The organism is Massilia sp. GCM10023247 (assembly GCF_042653325.1).
Classification (GTDB): Bacteria; Pseudomonadota; Gammaproteobacteria; order Burkholderiales; family Burkholderiaceae_D; genus Telluria.
Window position 1 is genome coordinate 223,590 of the sequence record NZ_JBHSIB010000010.1, and the last position, 15,478, is coordinate 239,067.

13 protein-coding genes and 1 pseudogene are annotated in these 15,478 nt (G+C 68.1%); 7 read left to right on the forward strand and 7 right to left on the reverse strand.

Annotated elements, in window-relative coordinates:
* Positions 1–70: 70 nt before the first annotated feature.
* From ACFPAH_RS10310 to ACFPAH_RS10325, 4 genes are read right to left on the reverse strand one after another with little or no spacing between them, the layout of a single operon-like run.
* Complete coding sequence (locus ACFPAH_RS10310) at positions 71–1,753, reverse strand: hypothetical protein (protein ID WP_379744366.1); 1,683 nt, start codon at positions 1,751–1,753, stop codon at positions 71–73.
* Positions 1,753–3,207: a glycosyltransferase family 2 protein gene (locus tag ACFPAH_RS10315; protein ID WP_379744368.1), complete on the reverse strand. Its 1,455-nt coding sequence runs from the start codon at positions 3,205–3,207 to the stop codon at positions 1,753–1,755. The genes ACFPAH_RS10310 and ACFPAH_RS10315 overlap by 1 nt, the downstream gene beginning before the upstream one ends.
* A gap of 9 nt (positions 3,208–3,216) precedes the next feature.
* Positions 3,217–4,269 (reverse strand): HEAT repeat domain-containing protein, encoded by a 1,053-nt coding sequence (locus ACFPAH_RS10320; protein WP_379744370.1) that lies wholly within the window; start codon positions 4,267–4,269, stop codon positions 3,217–3,219.
* 36 nt (positions 4,270–4,305) lie between these two features.
* Positions 4,306–4,701: a response regulator transcription factor gene (locus ACFPAH_RS10325; protein ID WP_379744372.1), complete on the reverse strand. Its 396-nt coding sequence runs from the start codon at positions 4,699–4,701 to the stop codon at positions 4,306–4,308.
* A gap of 194 nt (positions 4,702–4,895) precedes the next feature.
* On the opposite strand from ACFPAH_RS10325, the gene bla reads away from it, so the two are divergent.
* The gene (gene bla, locus ACFPAH_RS10330) at positions 4,896–5,777 is read left to right on the forward strand and encodes a class A beta-lactamase (protein WP_379744374.1); all 882 of its coding nucleotides are present in this window, start codon (positions 4,896–4,898) and stop codon (positions 5,775–5,777) included.
* Positions 5,778–5,784: 7 nt separating this feature from the next.
* Here the strand turns inward: bla and ACFPAH_RS10335 are convergent, their stop codons facing one another.
* Positions 5,785–6,003: a DUF3820 family protein gene (locus ACFPAH_RS10335; RefSeq protein WP_379744376.1), complete on the reverse strand. Its 219-nt coding sequence runs from the start codon at positions 6,001–6,003 to the stop codon at positions 5,785–5,787.
* Between the two features lie 70 nt (positions 6,004–6,073).
* On the opposite strand from ACFPAH_RS10335, the gene ACFPAH_RS10340 reads away from it, so the two are divergent.
* Positions 6,074–6,493, forward strand: coding sequence for a DUF1810 domain-containing protein (locus ACFPAH_RS10340; RefSeq protein WP_379744378.1), 420 nt, complete (start codon positions 6,074–6,076; stop codon positions 6,491–6,493).
* A gap of 12 nt (positions 6,494–6,505) precedes the next feature.
* On the opposite strand, the gene ACFPAH_RS10345 is transcribed toward ACFPAH_RS10340, so the two are convergent.
* On the reverse strand, positions 6,506–8,185 hold the full coding sequence (locus ACFPAH_RS10345) for a phosphoethanolamine transferase (RefSeq protein WP_379744380.1): 1,680 nt from the start codon (positions 8,183–8,185) through the stop codon (positions 6,506–6,508).
* A gap of 291 nt (positions 8,186–8,476) precedes the next feature.
* Here ACFPAH_RS10345 and ACFPAH_RS10350 point away from each other — a divergent pair, with 291 nt between their 5' ends.
* Together ACFPAH_RS10350 and ACFPAH_RS10355 are read left to right on the forward strand one after the other, a co-directional pair.
* Positions 8,477–10,129: an NYN domain-containing protein gene (locus ACFPAH_RS10350; protein WP_379744382.1), complete on the forward strand. Its 1,653-nt coding sequence runs from the start codon at positions 8,477–8,479 to the stop codon at positions 10,127–10,129.
* A 132-nt stretch (positions 10,130–10,261) separates the two neighbouring features.
* A complete protein-coding gene (locus tag ACFPAH_RS10355; RefSeq protein WP_379744384.1) occupies positions 10,262–10,711 on the forward strand; it encodes a hypothetical protein in 450 nt (149 codons plus the stop codon).
* Positions 10,712–10,783: 72 nt separating this feature from the next.
* Here ACFPAH_RS10355 and ACFPAH_RS10360 read toward each other — a convergent pair whose 3' ends face one another.
* Positions 10,784–11,275, reverse strand: a complete 492-nt coding sequence (locus ACFPAH_RS10360; protein ID WP_379744386.1) for a PEP-CTERM sorting domain-containing protein — start codon at positions 11,273–11,275, stop codon at positions 10,784–10,786.
* 346 nt (positions 11,276–11,621) lie between these two features.
* On the opposite strand from ACFPAH_RS10360, the gene ACFPAH_RS10365 reads away from it, so the two are divergent.
* The 3 genes and pseudogenes from ACFPAH_RS10365 to ACFPAH_RS10375 all read left to right on the forward strand — a co-directional run.
* On the forward strand, positions 11,622–13,091 hold the full coding sequence (locus ACFPAH_RS10365; protein WP_379744388.1) for a sodium:solute symporter: 1,470 nt from the start codon (positions 11,622–11,624) through the stop codon (positions 13,089–13,091).
* A 33-nt stretch (positions 13,092–13,124) separates the two neighbouring features.
* Entirely contained in the window at positions 13,125–14,981 is a 1,857-nt protein-coding gene (sppA, locus tag ACFPAH_RS10370) for a signal peptide peptidase SppA (protein WP_379744390.1), read from the forward strand.
* A 299-nt stretch (positions 14,982–15,280) separates the two neighbouring features.
* A pseudogene (locus ACFPAH_RS10375) lies at positions 15,281–15,478 on the forward strand (efflux transporter periplasmic adaptor subunit); the annotation flags it as partial.

Genomic DNA, 15,478 nt, shown 5'->3' on the forward strand with positions numbered 1-15,478 from the left:
CCCGGGGGACGATGAAGTGAAATTGTAGGCCATCGCGGTGCGCGGCGTCGGCGTCGACCGGTTTGGCCTGTTACGTGTCTGGCTGCCAGCCGTGCAAGGCAATGCCGGCAAAGCCCGGCCAGGCCGAAAAGTCGCGCTCCAGGGCCGGCAACAGCGCCTTGAGCTGGCCGCGCCGGCCGTGGAAGCTGGTGGCGCTGCCGTCCAGCAGGCGCTCGCCGCCGAGCTTGAAGCGCGGCACTGCCGCTTGCTCGACGCCTTGGCGCAGCAGGACCAGCACCTGGGTGTCGCCGGCCTCGGCCAGCAGCAGTTGGCCCGGCTCGCCGGCCTCGGCGCGCAGGTAGCGGCGCTGCAGTTCGGGCGCCACCGGGCCCGCTTCCAGCCCGATCTGGACCCGCTTGCCGTGGGCGCTGCCCCAGTCGAGGAAGGGTACGGCGAAGCGGACGATGTCGCCGGGCGCGGTGCGGTAGTCCATCACCGCCAGGCCGTCGGCGAACGGCGCCAGCCTGGCCAGCAGTTCGCGCTTGTCGCCCCACCAGAACGGCACGACGAATTCGAGCGGGGTGGCGCCGGCCTGCGCGTGCAGGGCCTGCGCCAGCGCCAGGTAGGCGCGCTCGCGCTCCGCGGGCGCCAGCAGGTGCGCCGGCAGGAGGTAGGGTTCGACGTCGAACTGGATCGCGCGCAGCCGTTCGGCGGGCGCGGCGGCGCGGTTGTAGGCGGCATAGGCGCGCACCCGGTCGACGCTGGCGGCGCGCTGCGCGGGCAGCACCATGTGCGGGTCGCCATCGACGCTGGTGACCGCGATCCCGGCGGCGCCGGCACGGCGCACGAAAGCGGCCAGCCGGGCCGGCTCGCGCACGGCCGCGCCGGCCAGCGGCACCGCGATGAACAGCTCCTGGACCCCTTCCTGCCGTGCCCAGTCAAGCAGCGCGGGGCCCTGGTCGCGCCACTGCGCCGCTTCCCAGATCCAGGCCGAGCGCAAGGGCGGACGAACGGCGGTGGGCGCCAGCTCCAGCGCCAGCGCATCGAGCGCCAGGCTGGCCGCGCCTTGCGGGCAGCCGATGACGAACCGGCGCCACTCGGCCCGCTCCAGCCGGTGAGGGATCGGCAGCAGGACCTCGCGGACGCTGCCGGCGGCCGGCAGTTCGCCGAGGGCGTGCGCGCTTTCCCTGGCGCTGGCGGCGGCGTCCGCCGCCAGCAGGGTGAAGGCGGCGCTGGCGCGATAGCTCGCCTTGATGCGCAGGCCGGCCAGCGGCAGGCGCCACGGGCCTTCGAGCAGCACGCCGGCGGCGCGGGTGCCGGGATCGCATTCGATGCGCAGGCCGCCGCCGCGCTGCTCGACCCGCACCCTTTCCTCGACGCCGAAGGGACGGATGCGCATCTGCCCCAGCAGGTTCGCGCGCAGCGGCATCGTGACCCGGGCCGGCGCTGCGCCCGGCCGCTCGGGCCGGGGCAATTCGTGGCTGGACGGGACGAAGCGGCCCTGGCCGGCAGGGCCGTAGAGCAGGATGGTGTGCGCCGCCTGCTCGCCGGGCGCGAGCGGGTACAGCGCTTCGACCAGCGCCGCATCGACGCCGAGGGGCAGGGCGCGGCAGCCGGGCAGTCGTGCCCGGGCTGCGACGGCGACGGCCGCTTGCCCCGGCAGGCTGGCGCGCGGGCCGTCTTGCGGCGCCTGCGCGGAGGGACACAGGTGCAGGTAGCCGGCCTGGGCTGGGGATGCGCTCACGAGCAGGGTGGCCAGCAGCAGCCGCTTCACTACGGCCCCGGCGGCGTGCCGGCGCCGGGATCGGGGGCGGCCGTCGCTTCAGCCTGCCAGTTGCCCTTGCGTTTCATCGCGCCCCAGGTCGATTCCTTCTGCCGGACCCAGCGCCACATGCCGATCAGGCGCCACCAGGTGTTGAGCTGGCGGTAGCCGAAGTTCTCGACGATCACGACCAGCCCCAGCATCAGCAACTGCTTGCCGCGCGGGTAGAGGTGGAAAGACATCTCCTCGAGCAGCAGGCCGGAGGCCGAGAGCAGGATGCCCAGGCCGACCGCCACGAACAGGAAGGCACCGAACGCGGGCCAGGAAATCAGGCCGGCCAGGAAGGCGTAGATCATGAACAGATAGCCGCCCAGTTCGATCACGGGGCCCAGCCATTCGAAGAGCACCATGAACGGGAAGGCAACCCAGCCGGGCACCCCGCCGCGGCGCGAGAACATCAGGCCCCAGTTCGCGTTCAGGCTCTCGGCCAGGCCGCGCTGCCAGCGCACGCGCTGGTTCTTCAGGGTCGCCAGGTCTTCCGGCGCCTCGGTCCAGCATACCGGGTCGGGCACGAATTCGATGCGGTAGGGCTGGCCCTTTTCGCGCAGCGTGCGGTGCATGCGCACGACGAGTTCCATGTCCTCGCCGATGGTGTCGGGGCGGTAGCCGCCGGCCAGCACCACGGCATCCTTGCGGAAGATGCCGAAGGCGCCGGAGATGATCAGCATGCCGTTCAGCGCCGACCAGCCGAGCCGCCCGAAGAGGAAGGCGCGCAGGTATTCGACCACCTGGAACAGCGCCCACGGGTTCTTCGGCAGGCCGACCTTGGTGAGAAAGCCGCCGCTCACCTCGCAGCCGTTGGCGACGCGCACGGTGCCGCCGGTGGCGACCATGGTCGGGTCGCGCAGGAAAGGCTCGGTGACCTTGGCCAGGCTGTCGCGCTGCAGGATCGAGTCGGCGTCGACCCCGCAAAACAGCGGGTAGCGCGAGGCGTTGATGCCGGCATTGAGCGAGTCGGCCTTGCCGCCGTTGACCTTGTCGATCACGCGCACGTTCGGGTAGCGCGTCGAGCGGTAGATCTGGCGCACCTCTTTCGTCGGGATCTGGCGCCGGTAGGCTTCCGGGAAAGGCAGCAGTGCGAACTCGCGCTGGAGCACTTCCAGGGTCTTGTCCTTCGAGCCGTCGTTGATGACGACGATTTCGAATTCGGCATAGGTCAGCTGCAGCATCGAGCGGATCGAGGCGGCGATCGTCGCTTCCTCGTTATAGGCCGGCACCAGGATGCTGACCGGCGGCTCGAGGCCGGAATAGGCGCGCGGCAGGTCGCCCAGGAACTGCTCCTGCCCGCGCCGGTGCAGGGCGCGCAGCGAGAACAGGTTGAGCAGCAGGTAGCCGCCGTTCAGGGCCACGAAGAAGGCCAGCACGAACCAGGTGATGAAATCAACGAGGAGATGATCGGTATTCATGCGCGGTATTCATGGGCTTGTGCTTTCCGCCATCGCCTGCGACAGCATGTCGGCGGCGAAGCGGTCGGTGAGCGAGGCGCGCAGCGCCTCGAGGTCGGCGCGGGTGAGGGCGGGCAGCTCCAGCAGCGCCTCGGCGGCCCGGTAGCGCACCCACCATTCGCGGTCGCCCAGCAGCCTGACCAGGCGCTCGGCGTCGGCGCGCTCGCCGACCCGGCCCAGGGCGCGCGCCGCCTGCACCCGCACCTGCCAGTCGCCGTGCGCCAGCAGCTCGCGCACCTCTTCGATCGTGGCGGGCGTGCGCACGCTGCGCAGGCCGGCGATCACGACCGGCGTCGCGCTGCTGCGCAAGGCCGCTTTCAGGATCCCGGCCGGCAGGCGCACGTGCAGCGCCTCGGCGATGCGCAGGGCGCGCGGCAGCCTGGCTTGGTCCAGTTGCGGCAGGATGCGTACCAGGGCGGCGGTGGCCGGTTCGATCGCCTGCTGCAGGATGCCGGCCGCGAGCGAGAGCGCCCATTCCTCGCGCTCGATAAACAGCGGCACCATGTAGTCGGCCGCGGCCTCCGGATCGATCCGCACCAGCGCCCACAGCGCGGTGAGCGCGACGGTGTTGTCGGGCTGGCCCGCCATGCGCAGCAGCGCCGGCCAGGCCTGCTTGTCGTGCAGGTGGCCCAGCACCAGCGCCGCCAGCAGGCGCGAGGTGCGGGTGCCGCGCGGCAGCAGGCCGCGCGCGTAGGTGTCGAGGCCGAGGCGGCGCGCGACCGCGTTCAGCGCTTCGTTGGCTTCCCCGCGCAGCGAGCCTTGCAGGTGCGCCCACAGGCGCAGGAAGGGCAGGCGTTCGGCGCGCCGCAGCGGCGGCAGCGTGGCCGGCATCTCGCCGACGATGGCAGTGTTGAGCAGCGGGCGCCAGCGCGCCAGGGCGCGCTCGTCGCTGCGCTGGCGGCGCCGCAGCGCCAGCCGCATGCCGACGATCTGCAGGGCCAGCAGCAGGGTCAGGACCAGCGCCGCGAACCCGGTCCAGAGGGCAGCGTCGATGAAGGCGTCGGGATGGGAAACGGGCGTCAAGGACAGCATCCTTGCGCTAGCCGGCGCGCGCGGCCGTCATGCCGCAGGGCGCAGGAAGCGGCGCACGCGCGCCAGCAGTTCCTGGGGCTGGAAGGGCTTGATGACGAAGTCGCTGGCGCCGGCGTCGAGCGCGCGCACGGTGTCGCGCTCGGTGTTCTTCGCCGTCAGCATCAGCACCGGCACCTCGCGCCAGGCCGGCTGCGCGCGGATCAGCTGGACGATCTCGAAGCCGTCCACGTAGGGCAGCATCACGTCGAGCAGCACCAGTGCCGGCGGGTCCGATGCCGCGACGTGCTGGGCCGCGGCGCGGCCGTCGGCCATGTGCTCGACCCGGTAGCCCTGGCGTTCGAGCATGAAGCGCAGGACCTGCGCAATGTGTTCGTCGTCCTCGACGACGAGGACGGTGGGAGGCTTTCCCGGTTCGGTTTGCATGGCTGTAGGAATCGATGTGGCAGCGGCAGATTATATCGAAGGGGATACTGCTTGACGTGAATCAATGCCTAGTGGCAACTCGTCAGGCGCCGGCAAGCTGCCGTCCGTTGCTCGCTTGCAACGGCCGGGCGTCGAGACCGGCGCCACGGGTATGGTTTAATGCCAAATCTCCAACAATCCCATCGAGACTAGCCATGCGCCAGCGTCTTCAACGCCGCACCGTCCTTGCGGCGCTGACATCACTCCCTGTGTATTACCTGTCGGGTTGCGCGCATGCGGGCGAGGCGGCAACGCAAGCGGGCTTCGCGGCGCTCGAAAAAGACCTGGGCGGACGCCTCGGGGTGGCGGCACTCGACACCGGCAGCGGACGCACGCTGGGCTACCGCCAGCATGAGCGCTTCCCCTTGTGCAGCACGTTCAAGGTCGTGGCAGCCGCAGCGGTGCTCGCGCGCAACGCCGAGGTCCCGGGCTTCCTGCAGCGCCACGTCCACTATACGAAAGACGACCTGATCGTGTATTCCCCGGTCACCGAACGGCATCTGCGTGAAGGGATGACGCTCGAGCAGCTGTGCGCCGCGACGGTGATCCATAGCGATAACGCAGCCGGTAATTTGATCCTGCGCCAGATCGGCGGACCGGAAGGGCTGACGCGCTTTGCGCGCAGTATCGGCGACCCGATGTTCAGGCTTGATCGCTGGGAAACGGAACTCAATACGGCATTGCCGGGCGATCCGCGCGACACGACGACGCCCGCCGCCATGACGGCCACCCTTGACGCGCTGTTGCTGGGTGCGGCCCTGCCCGGGCCCGGGCGGGCGCTGTTGACCCGGTGGATGATCGATTGCGCCACGGGTGCTGCCCGCATCAGGGCCGGGGTGCCTGCCGGCTGGACAGTGGGCGACAAGACGGGGACGGGCGGCTACGGCAGCGCGAACGATGTCGGCGTCATCTGGCCCGAGGGACGCGCTCCGATCGTGCTGTCGGTCTACACGGTACGCGGCGCGAAAGACAGCGAGGCGCGCAGCGATGTCGTCGCTGCCGCCACGCGCCTGGTGGCCGGGCGGCTGACCGCGTAGTCCGGCCTCACACCGTGCCGCGCCGCAGCGGGTCGAGCAGGGCGCGCAGGTCGTTATGGTCGAGCTCGTACATCAGGGCCAGCAGTTCGCCCAGCTCGCCACGCGGAAAGCCTTCGCGCGCGAACCAGCCGAGGTAGTGGGCGGGCAGGTCGGCGATCTTGCGCCCCTGGTATTTACCATAGGGCATTTCGCGGGTCAGGAGCAGTTGGAGGTGTTCGGGTTTCATCGTGACGCCACTTTAGCAAAGATGGCGAAAGGGGTAGCATCGGCGGGAGGATCAGGGCAGGGAGAACGCCATGGACACCGAATTCGACCTGGAGCGCTTTGTCGCGGCCCAGGACCCCGTGTATTCCACCGTGCTGGCCGAACTGCGCACCGGCCGCAAGCGCAGCCACTGGATGTGGTTCGTGTTCCCGCAGATCGCCGGCCTGGGCACGAGCGAGATGGCGCGCCGCTATGCAATCGCATCGAGCGACGAGGCCGCCGCCTACCTGGCCCATCCGGTGCTCGGCCCGCGCCTGCGCGAATGCGCCGCTCTGGTGGCGCGCCACCAGGACAAGGACATCGGCGAGATCTTCGACGGCCCCGACGACCGCAAATTCCATTCCTCGATGACCCTGTTTGCCGACGTCGCGCCCGACGAAGCCGTGTTCCACGCCTGTCTCGACCAGTTTTTCGACGGGCAGCCGGATCCGGCCACGCTGGCACGGCTTTGAGTACTCCCAGGCTCAGCTGCGGAAGTCGAAGCGCAGCGGCAGCGGCGGCGCCTGCCAGCGGTAGCGCGAATCCAGCACGTCGCGCTGCGGCTGCTCGCCCTTCCAGCCGATGCCGAGCAGGCGCGCCAGGCTGTGCCCGAACCAGTCGCCGCGCACGGGCGCCGTCAAGGCGGCGGAGGGAGCCGCCTGGCCGAAGGAACTCCACATCATGAGCGGAATGCGGTAGCCATCCGGCGTGGTGGCGCTGTGGCCGGCGCGGTTGACGGTGTGTCCGACTTCCTGGCCGTGGTCGGACAGGTAGACCCAGGACTGCCGGCCCGGCGCCGCGCGGCTCAGGTCGAGCATCGCCGCCACCGTGCTGTCGTGGTAGCGCATCGACGAGTCGTAATCGTTGCGCAGGACGCGCAGCCAGGGCGGCCGCCCGGCAAGCTGCATCTGTTCGGCCACGCCGTCCTGCGCGTGGGCGAAGGTCTCCTGGCCGGCCGGGCGGCGCATCTGGTAATGCGGATGCAAGCCGAGCATGTGCACCACGATCAGCTTGCGGGGTGCCGGGTCGCGCAGCGCCGCGCGTGTGGCGGGCAGCATCTGCTCGTCGAGCGCGCGCGTGCGCCGGCCGGGCTGCTTGTTGAGCAGGTGCGTCTCGTCGGCCAGGCGCGCATGCTCCTGTTCGATGGCCAGGTCGTTGTGGTTGCTGATCCAGAAGGTACGGTAGCCGGCCGCGCGTGCCAGCGCCAGCAGGTGAACGCGCTGCTTTGCCTCGGGACTGCCGAAAAAGAACAGGTTGCGCAAGGCCGGGACCGTCGACGCATCCGCCGACCAGGCGTGGCGGAACACTTGCAGCCGGCCGCCGAGCGTGCGCTGGCGTTCGATCAACTGCGGCGCGGTGGAGCGCGGATAGCCGTAATTGCTCATATTGCTGCGGTTCATGCTCTCGCTGATCACCAGCACCAGGGTATCCGGCCCATCCCGGGACAGGACCGGCTTGAGCGCGCCGGCGCCGGCCAGCAGCGTCCCGCGGTCGCGGGCATAGCCTGTCCATTGCGCGCGCAGGTCGCGCACCTCCTGCGACCATTGCGGCCAGAATGCCAGCGGGTGATGACGCCGGAAGGGCTTGCTCGCGAACGCAGCGCTCACCAGGGCCAGCAGCAGCGCGCCCAGCGCAATGCGCGCAAGGCGCCAGCGCGGCGCAGCGCATGGCGTGGGTGCAGACGGCGCGCGCCACCACAGGAACACGCCCGCACCCAGCGCGCCGGCGCATAGCAGGGCAAAGCCGCCCCAGGCCAGCAGGTCGCGCCAGAGCAGGGCGACAAACTCGGCCGACTCGTCCGCTGTCGTATTGGCAACCGCGCTCAGCACCATCGCGCTGTTCGGCAGCATGTCGTAGGCCGCGAGCAGGAAACCGCGGGCGGCGCCGTCGAGCACGAATGCCAGGCCCGGGAGGAAGCACAGCAGGCCTTGCAGCATGCGCGTGCTGGGCGTCGCGCTTCTCCGCCACAAGACCAGCCAGCAAGGCAGCGCAAGCAGCAGCACCTGCCAGGCGCGCGTGCCCTGGTGCCCGGCCAGGATCGGAGCAAGCAATGCGGCGCAGGTCAGCAGCAGGGGCAGGGCCGGATTGCGCCGGACCGAGCCAAGGAAGGGCGCGAGCAATGCCGTCCGCGCCACGCGGTCGCGCTCGTCGACGCTGGAATGCATGGCTGCGGATCAGGCTGGGAAGAGCCGGACACCGGCGGGGCGCCGGCAGTCGGCGAGGGAATGCGGACAGGTTTCGAAGGGCAGCAACGGAGTCATAGAGGCTCGGTAATGTAGATCGCGAAGGAAATAACCTGAAGCAATGATGGGAGTGTATATCGCATTGGGCGATGTATGTACAACCCAGCCGGGAAAATTTTCTTCCATGGCAGCGGTGTCACCCGCGCCTGACTCCGCCGGGCTTGTGCGTATAATCCGGCGATACCTGTCTTCATTACTAGAAAATAACAACTCATGGCTTCCTCCTCCGATAACATCAGCATGGCGGTGTTTTGCGATTTCGAAAACGTGGCGCTCGGCGTACGCGATGCGAACTACGAGAAATTCGACATCAAGCCCGTGCTCGAGCGCCTCTTGCTCAAGGGCAGCATCGTGGTCAAGAAAGCCTATTGCGACTGGGACCGCTATAAAGGGTTCAAGTCGACGATGCATGAAGCGAATTTCGAATTGATCGAGATCCCGCATGTGCGCCAATCGGGCAAGAACTCGGCCGACATCCGCCTGGTCGTCGACGCGCTCGACCTCTGCTACACCAAGTCCCACGTCAACACCTTCGTCATCATCAGCGGCGACTCCGACTTTTCGCCGCTGGTGTCGAAGCTGCGCGAGAACGCCAAGCAGGTGATCGGCGTGGGCGTCAAGCAGTCGACTTCCGACCTGCTGGTGGCCAACTGCGACGAATTCATCTTCTACGACGACCTGGTGCGCGAAGTGAACCGCGCCGCGGCCAAGCGCAAGGAAGTGCAGGAGGCACGCAAGGCCACCCCGCAGAACAACAAGCGCCCGACCGACGACCGCCGCAAGGAAGAACTCGAAGCGCGCAAGACGCAGGCGCTGGAGATGGTGGTCGAGACCTTCGACGCGCTCGTCTCCGAACGCGGCGACACCGGCAAGATCTGGGCCTCGCTGCTGAAGGACACGCTCAAGCGCCGCCGCCCGGAGTTTTCCGAGGTGTATTACGGCTTCCGTACCTTCGGCAACCTGCTCGAGGAGGCGCAGGCACGCGGCCTGTTCGAGTTCGGCCGCGACGAAAAATCCGGCACCTATGTGTATCGCAGCAGCGCCGGAGCAGTCTCGGGTGCCGGCGGCGAGCAGCCCGCCGTGGAGCTGCCGGCCGCGGACGAGGGCGCCGATGCGGCGCCGCTGCAGGAGCCGATGCGCCAGGAAGGCAAGGCCCCGGGCCGCGGCCGTGGCCGCGGCGGGCGCGGGCAGCCTGCCGCCGAGGCGGCGCCGGCCGAGAATCTGGATGCCGCCGGCGTGCCGGCGGTGCCGATGGCGCCAGCCGTGCCGGAACTGCGCGACGCGCGCGATGAGGCCAAGGGCGAAGGCCGCGGCCGTGGCCGTGGCGGACGTGGGCGCAAGCATGCGGCGCGCGCCGACACCCCCTTCGTGCCGGTGACGCCGGACGAGGTCGTCCAGGTCGAGGCGCCGACGGAACCCTTCGACGCCGACGACGTGGCAGCGGCCGGTGCCTGGCCGCAAGTGGCCGAGGAAGCCGTCCCGGCCGTCGCCGCTGCCCCGGCAGTGGAAGCGGAAGCGGAAGCGGAAGCGCAGCCCGAGCCGGCGAAGAAGGAACGCCGCCGCGCGCCGCGCAAGCCGGCCGCGAAGAAAGACAATGCTGCCGCGGCGGCCGACACTGCCGTCCTCGATTCTGCAGCCGCGCCGGCGATCGCCGTCGAAGACCCGGCAGCGGCCCTGACCGTGTCGCCCCAGGCACAGGCAGCGCCGGCCGCGCAGGCCGATGACGCCGATGCGGCCTATGCGGAGCCGGACGACGTCGACGGCAACGTGATCCCGGGGCGCAAGAAGGCAAGCGGCCCGGCGCGCAAGCCAGCCGCGCGCGCCCGCCGTCCGGCCAAGCCCAAGGCGGCGCCGGATAACGCGTAAGTACGGCACAGTTGTCGGCAGTGCCGGGCCGCCATGGCCCGGAGCAGGAGCGAGCGCCAACCCGGCCGCCGGTGCGGCCGGCGCCCGAGTACTTGAACGTACGACTACTGAAGCGTAGTGAAAGGAACTGCCATGCATCTGCCTGCCGGATTCTTGCTCCCGACTTCCCTCTGTGTCGCGCTTGTCGCAGGCGTGCCGGCCGCCCGGGCCGCGCCGCCGGTGCCGGCCGCCAACCATCCGATCCTCGGCATCTGGAGACTCAGCCTGCCCGACCTCGGCTGCTCCGAAACCTACCGCTTCCGCGGCGACGGCACCACGCTCGTCACCAGCGCCGAGGAAGTGTCGGAAAGCGAATACAGCATCCCCGACAAGCCGAGCGCGAAAGGCTTCTACAAGCTCGAAGACCGCATCGTCAAGGACAACGGCAAGAAGGATTGCTCGGGCGCGATCATGAAGGTCGGCACCCGCGCCACCAATTTCGTGCGCTTTCACCCCTCCGGCACCTTGTTCCTGATGTGCAGCGACGAGACCATGCAGGCCTGCATCGGCCCGTTCGAGCGGATCGAGGGGGAAGAGGCCTGAGCGGCTGCTGCTGCGTTCAAGCGGGAAGCCATGGCGCCGCGGGCGCCATGGACCGGCGGCGGGCCTGCCGGATCAGCGCGCGCGGCGGCGCAGCGTGAGCGCGGCCAGGCCGGCACCGAGCAAGGCGAGGGACGCCGGTTCAGGCACTTCGCCGCCGCCTCCGCCCGGCACCCAGGTGATATGGCTCAGGCGCCCGATGTTGCAGCGGTTGTCGTTGCCGATCGCGCAGTCGCCGCCACTGAGGAAGTTGACTTGCGCATTGCTCCAGGCGAGCTGGGTCAGGTCGCCGGTGTTGCGAAACACATAGGTGTCGAAGCGGGTCTTGAAGCCGTTGCCGAGGCCGAATTTCAGCAGGAAATATCCCGGTGCATTCGGCGCGACATCGATCACCCACAACTGCGTTTCGGCATCGAACATGGCGCCGCCATTGCCTTCGATCTTGCGCAGGTCTCCTGCGTCGAAACTCAGTCCCGTCGCATCCCCGAGGAAAGCCAGTTCGGTTTGCTCGCCCGAGTTCGGGCTGTCGTAGGCTTTCAGGAAGTTGTCCATCGTCGGCATGGCCATGGCGCTGCCTGCCGTAAAACCCGCTGCGACTACGACAGCGGTCAGAACGCCTTTCAATTTCGTCGCTTTCATCGGAGATCCTTTCAGGGTTGTTGTACTGCAGAGCTATGCAAGGAGCATGCCCGGCACCCCAAGTTATTGATTTTTAGGCAATAGTGTATTTACGCTTAGAAGTTGCACTTTGTGCATGTAAAGTAAACCGACGAGGCGGTTGCGGGTGCTTACCCCATGCCTGCGCCACTCCAACACCGACACGACCGAATCCCCGCCCGGCCCACCCCGCGGTAGCTCCACCCGCCTTCTGCGTGTATATTGCTGGGCGAATCGTCAACACCCACGGAAACACATGTCCCCCGTTCTTCTCTTTTGCATCCTCATCGCCTATTTCGCGCTGCTGCTGGGCGTGGCCTGGGCCACCTCGCGCAATGCCACCAACGACAGCTTCTTCATCGGTAACAAGAGCAGCAACTGGATGCTGGTCGCCTTCGGCATGGTCGGCACCACGCTCTCGGGCGCGACGTTCATCAGCGTGCCCGGCGCCGTCGGCAAGGATGCCTTCGGCTATGGCCAGATCCTGATCGGCTACGTGTTCGGCTACATCGCGGTGGCGTATATCCTGCTGCCGCTGTACTACCGCCTGAAGCTGACCTCGATCTACCACTACCTCGATGTGCGCCTGGGCCGGCGCGCCTACCAGAGCGGGGCCGGCTTCTTCATCATTTCGCGCCTGCTCGGCTCGACCGCCCGGCTGTATTTGGTGGTCAACATCCTGCAGGCGATCATCCTCGACAGCCTCGGCATTCCGTTCTGGGCCACCACGCTCGTCATTCTCGGCATGATCCTGATGTACACCTACCAGGGCGGCGTCAAGACCATCGTCTGGACCGATACCCTGCAGACGAGCTGCATGCTGTTCGGCCTGTTCGCCTGCGTCTGGTTCCTGCTCACGGAACTCGACATGTCGATGCTGGAAAGCCTGAACCAGATGCAGTCGCAGGGCCTGGCGCGCATCTTCGAGACCGATTTCGACAGCCCGAACTTCTTCCTCAAGCAGATCGTCGCCGGCGCCTTCATCGTGCTGACCATGACCGGCATGGACCAGGAAATGATGCAGAAGACGATTTCGGTGAAGACCCTGAAGGATTCGCAAAAGAACCTGCTGACCCTGACCGCCGTGCTGGTCGTGGTGCTGTCGGCCTTCCTGTTCCTGGGCGGGCTGCTCTACCTGTACGCGCCGGCCGTTGGCGTGGCGGAGACCGGCGACAAGATCTTCCCGGCCGTCGTCATGGGCCACCTGCCGGCCGCGGTGCAGATCATTTTCCTGATCGCGCTCGTCTCGGCGCTGTTCCCGAGCGCCGACGGCGCGATCACCGCGCTGACCTCGACCACCTGTATCGACTTGCTCGGCATCCAGCGCCGCAGCGACCTGTCGCAGGAACAGAAGGAGCGCCTGCGCCGCCGCGTCCACCTGGGCTTTGCCGCGCTGTTCCTGGTGCTGGTGATGGGCTTCAAGTGGATCGACGAGCCGAGCATGATCATGATGATCCTGAAGCTGGCCGCCTACACCTATGGACCGCTGCTGGGCCTGTTTGCCTTCGGCATGCTGACGCGGCGCAGCCTGACCGACCGGCTGGTGCCCTGGGTGACCATCGGCGCGCCGGTTCTTTGCGCACTCCTTGAGTACAATCAGCAATATTTGCTCGGCAGCTATCGACTGGGACTTGAACTGTTGATCGTCAATGGCATACTCGTATTTGCCGGCCTGTTTGCGATCTCGCATAAAGAGACGCCAAGCAAACTGACCGTCACAGCCTGATTCCATGCGTTTTCCTTCCTGAGCGGAGTTTCGATGCCTTTCAAGCCACTGACTTCCCTGCGCCGCGGTTTCGGTATGTTCTGGCGCGGCCTGGACGCTACCCGGCGTTTCGTGTTCAACATGCTGTTCCTGCTCATCCTGATCGCCTTGCTCTGGGCGATTTTCGGCGGCGGCGTCAAGCCGCTCGGCGAGAAGACCGCGCTGGTGCTGGAGTTGCGCGGCGACCTGGTGGAAGAGCACAGCAGCGGGCTGCGCGATTCGCTGCTGGCCAACGTCGGCGGCGAGAGCCGGCGCGCGGTCGAGCTGCGCGACCTGCTGGTCGTGCTCGACGCGGCGGCGAAGGACAAGAACATCGGCAGCGTGCTGCTGATCCTCGACGAGCTCGACGGCGGCGGGATGGCCATGCTGCACGAAGCCGGCGCCGCGATCGACCGCGTGAAGGCGGCCGGCAAGCCGGTCGTGGCCTGGGGCGGCAGCTTCGACCAGAAGCGCTACCTGCTCGCCTCGCACGCCAGCGAAATCTATGTGCACCCGATGGGCATGGTGCTGATCGAGGGCTTCGGCCGGCGCAAGAATTACTACCGCGACGCGCTCGACAAGCTGGGCGTGACGGTCAACCTGATGAAGGTCGGCACCTATAAGAGCTTTGCCGAGCCTTTCATCAGCAACGGGCCCTCGCAGGCCGCGACCGAGGCCGACGCCTTCCTGTACGGCGCGCTCTGGGACGGCTACACGGCCCGCGTCGAGAAGAACCGCAAGCTCGCCGCCGGCACCGTTGCGCGCAGCATCGAGCAATTGCCGCAGCTGATGGAAGCGGCCGGCGGCAATGCAGCCCAGGTGGCGCTGCAGGCCAAGCTGGTCGACGGCATCAAGACCAAGGACGAAGTGCGCGCGATGATGGTCAAGCGCGGCGTCTATGACGAGTCGATCAAGAGCTTCCGCCAGGTGGGCTTCGGCGACTACCTGGCGCGCAATCCGCAAAAACCCTTCGGCAATGCGGTGGGCGTGATCGTGGCCGCCGGCGAAATCACCGACGGCCAGGGCGGCCCGGGCGTGATCGGCGGCGTCTCCACCGCCAACATGGTGCGCCGCGCGCGCGAAGACGACAGCATCAAGGCGGTCGTGCTGCGCGTCGACTCGCCCGGCGGCAGCGCCTATGGCTCCGAACTCATCCGCCGCGAACTGGAACTGACGCGCGCGGCCGGCAAGCCGGTCGTGGTCTCGATGGGTAACGTCGCCGCCTCGGGCGGCTACTGGATCTCGATGGCGGCCGACGAGGTGATTGCCGACCCGTCCACCATCACCGGTTCGATCGGCGTATTCGCCATCCTGCCGACCGCCGAGCGGGTGGCCGACAAGCTGGGCGTGAACACGGCCGGCGTCACCACCACCTGGCTGGCCGACGCCTACAACCCGCTGCGCCCGCTCGACCCGCGCTTCGGCCAGCTGGTGCAGGCCAGCATCAACAACGTCTACCGCGAGTTCACCACCAAGGCGGCCGCGGCCCGCAAGACGACCCCGGCGAAGATCGATGCGGTCGGGCAGGGCCGGGTCTGGACCGGCACCCAGGCCAAGGAGCGCGGCCTGGTCGATACCCTGGGCAGCTACGGCGACGCCCTGCGTTCGGCCGCCAGGCGCGCCAAGCTCGGCGACGACTTCCGCGTCGCCTACGTCGAGCGCCCAAGCACGGCCTTCGAGCGCTTCGTGTCGCTGCTGGGCGTGTCGAGCGCGCAGGCGATCAACATCCAGGTCAAGCTGGGCATGCTGCCGGACGCGCTGCCGCGCGGCGCCGTGGCCGAGGTGGCGAAGGATATGGGCTGGCTGTCCGAGCTGGCGGACGGCAAGAAGCCGTTCGCGGCCGTCACCCACTGCCTGTGCGAGCTGCCGTAGAGGTGAAGGCAAATACGGAGCCGAACCGTTAAGTTATGTAGCCGCTTTGTATCTGGCTGTTACAAGTTCTGACCCGTCCAGGAAGGGCGCCGGATCATCCGGCGCCCTTTTTTTGTCCCTGTTCCGCCTTCGGCAGCGAATGGTGTCAGTCCGTATGAAGCCAGTCCCGGGAGCGGTTTTTGCCGCCAGTCTTGGCCCTGGCGCTATGTACGTTACGAAACATATCTTCCCCATGTCGCATGCTACATTCCGAGCTGATTGCCTTATGCATTTGTCAGCAGCGAACAACAAGGATGAGCATGGATTCCACCGTTTCCCCGAAAAAACCACCCGCCACCGAGGCGAAGCGCCGCCGCGGCAAGTTGATCGGCGGCCTGGTCGCGGTGCTGGCCATGCTGGCGCTGGCGGCGCTGGCCTGGCACCTGACCCACCGCACGCCGCAGGGCGCGGGCGGGCCGGCAGCGGCGGGCGCGGCGGCCCGGGCCAGGCCGGGCGGC

Excerpts from the sequence above, each read along its gene's own strand:
- ACFPAH_RS10350 (WP_379744382.1), top strand. The coding sequence starts at position 8,477 with ATGGCTTCCTCCTCCGATAACATCAGCATGGCGGTGTTTTGCGATTTC.
- ACFPAH_RS10360 (WP_379744386.1), bottom strand. The coding sequence starts at position 11,275 with ATGGCCATGCCGACGATGGACAACTTCCTGAAAGCCTACGACAGCCCG.
- ACFPAH_RS10345 (WP_379744380.1), bottom strand. The coding sequence starts at position 8,185 with ATGCATTCCAGCGTCGACGAGCGCGACCGCGTGGCGCGGACGGCATTG.
- ACFPAH_RS10315 (WP_379744368.1), bottom strand. The coding sequence starts at position 3,207 with ATGAATACCGATCATCTCCTCGTTGATTTCATCACCTGGTTCGTGCTG.
- ACFPAH_RS10340 (WP_379744378.1), top strand. The coding sequence starts at position 6,074 with ATGGACACCGAATTCGACCTGGAGCGCTTTGTCGCGGCCCAGGACCCC.
- bla (WP_379744374.1), top strand. The coding sequence starts at position 4,896 with ATGCGCCAGCGTCTTCAACGCCGCACCGTCCTTGCGGCGCTGACATCA.
- ACFPAH_RS10325 (WP_379744372.1), bottom strand. The coding sequence starts at position 4,701 with ATGCAAACCGAACCGGGAAAGCCTCCCACCGTCCTCGTCGTCGAGGAC.
- ACFPAH_RS10335 (WP_379744376.1), bottom strand. The coding sequence starts at position 6,003 with ATGAAACCCGAACACCTCCAACTGCTCCTGACCCGCGAAATGCCCTAT.
- ACFPAH_RS10365 (WP_379744388.1), top strand. The coding sequence starts at position 11,622 with ATGTCCCCCGTTCTTCTCTTTTGCATCCTCATCGCCTATTTCGCGCTG.
- sppA (WP_379744390.1), top strand. The coding sequence starts at position 13,125 with ATGCCTTTCAAGCCACTGACTTCCCTGCGCCGCGGTTTCGGTATGTTC.
- ACFPAH_RS10355 (WP_379744384.1), top strand. The coding sequence starts at position 10,262 with ATGCATCTGCCTGCCGGATTCTTGCTCCCGACTTCCCTCTGTGTCGCG.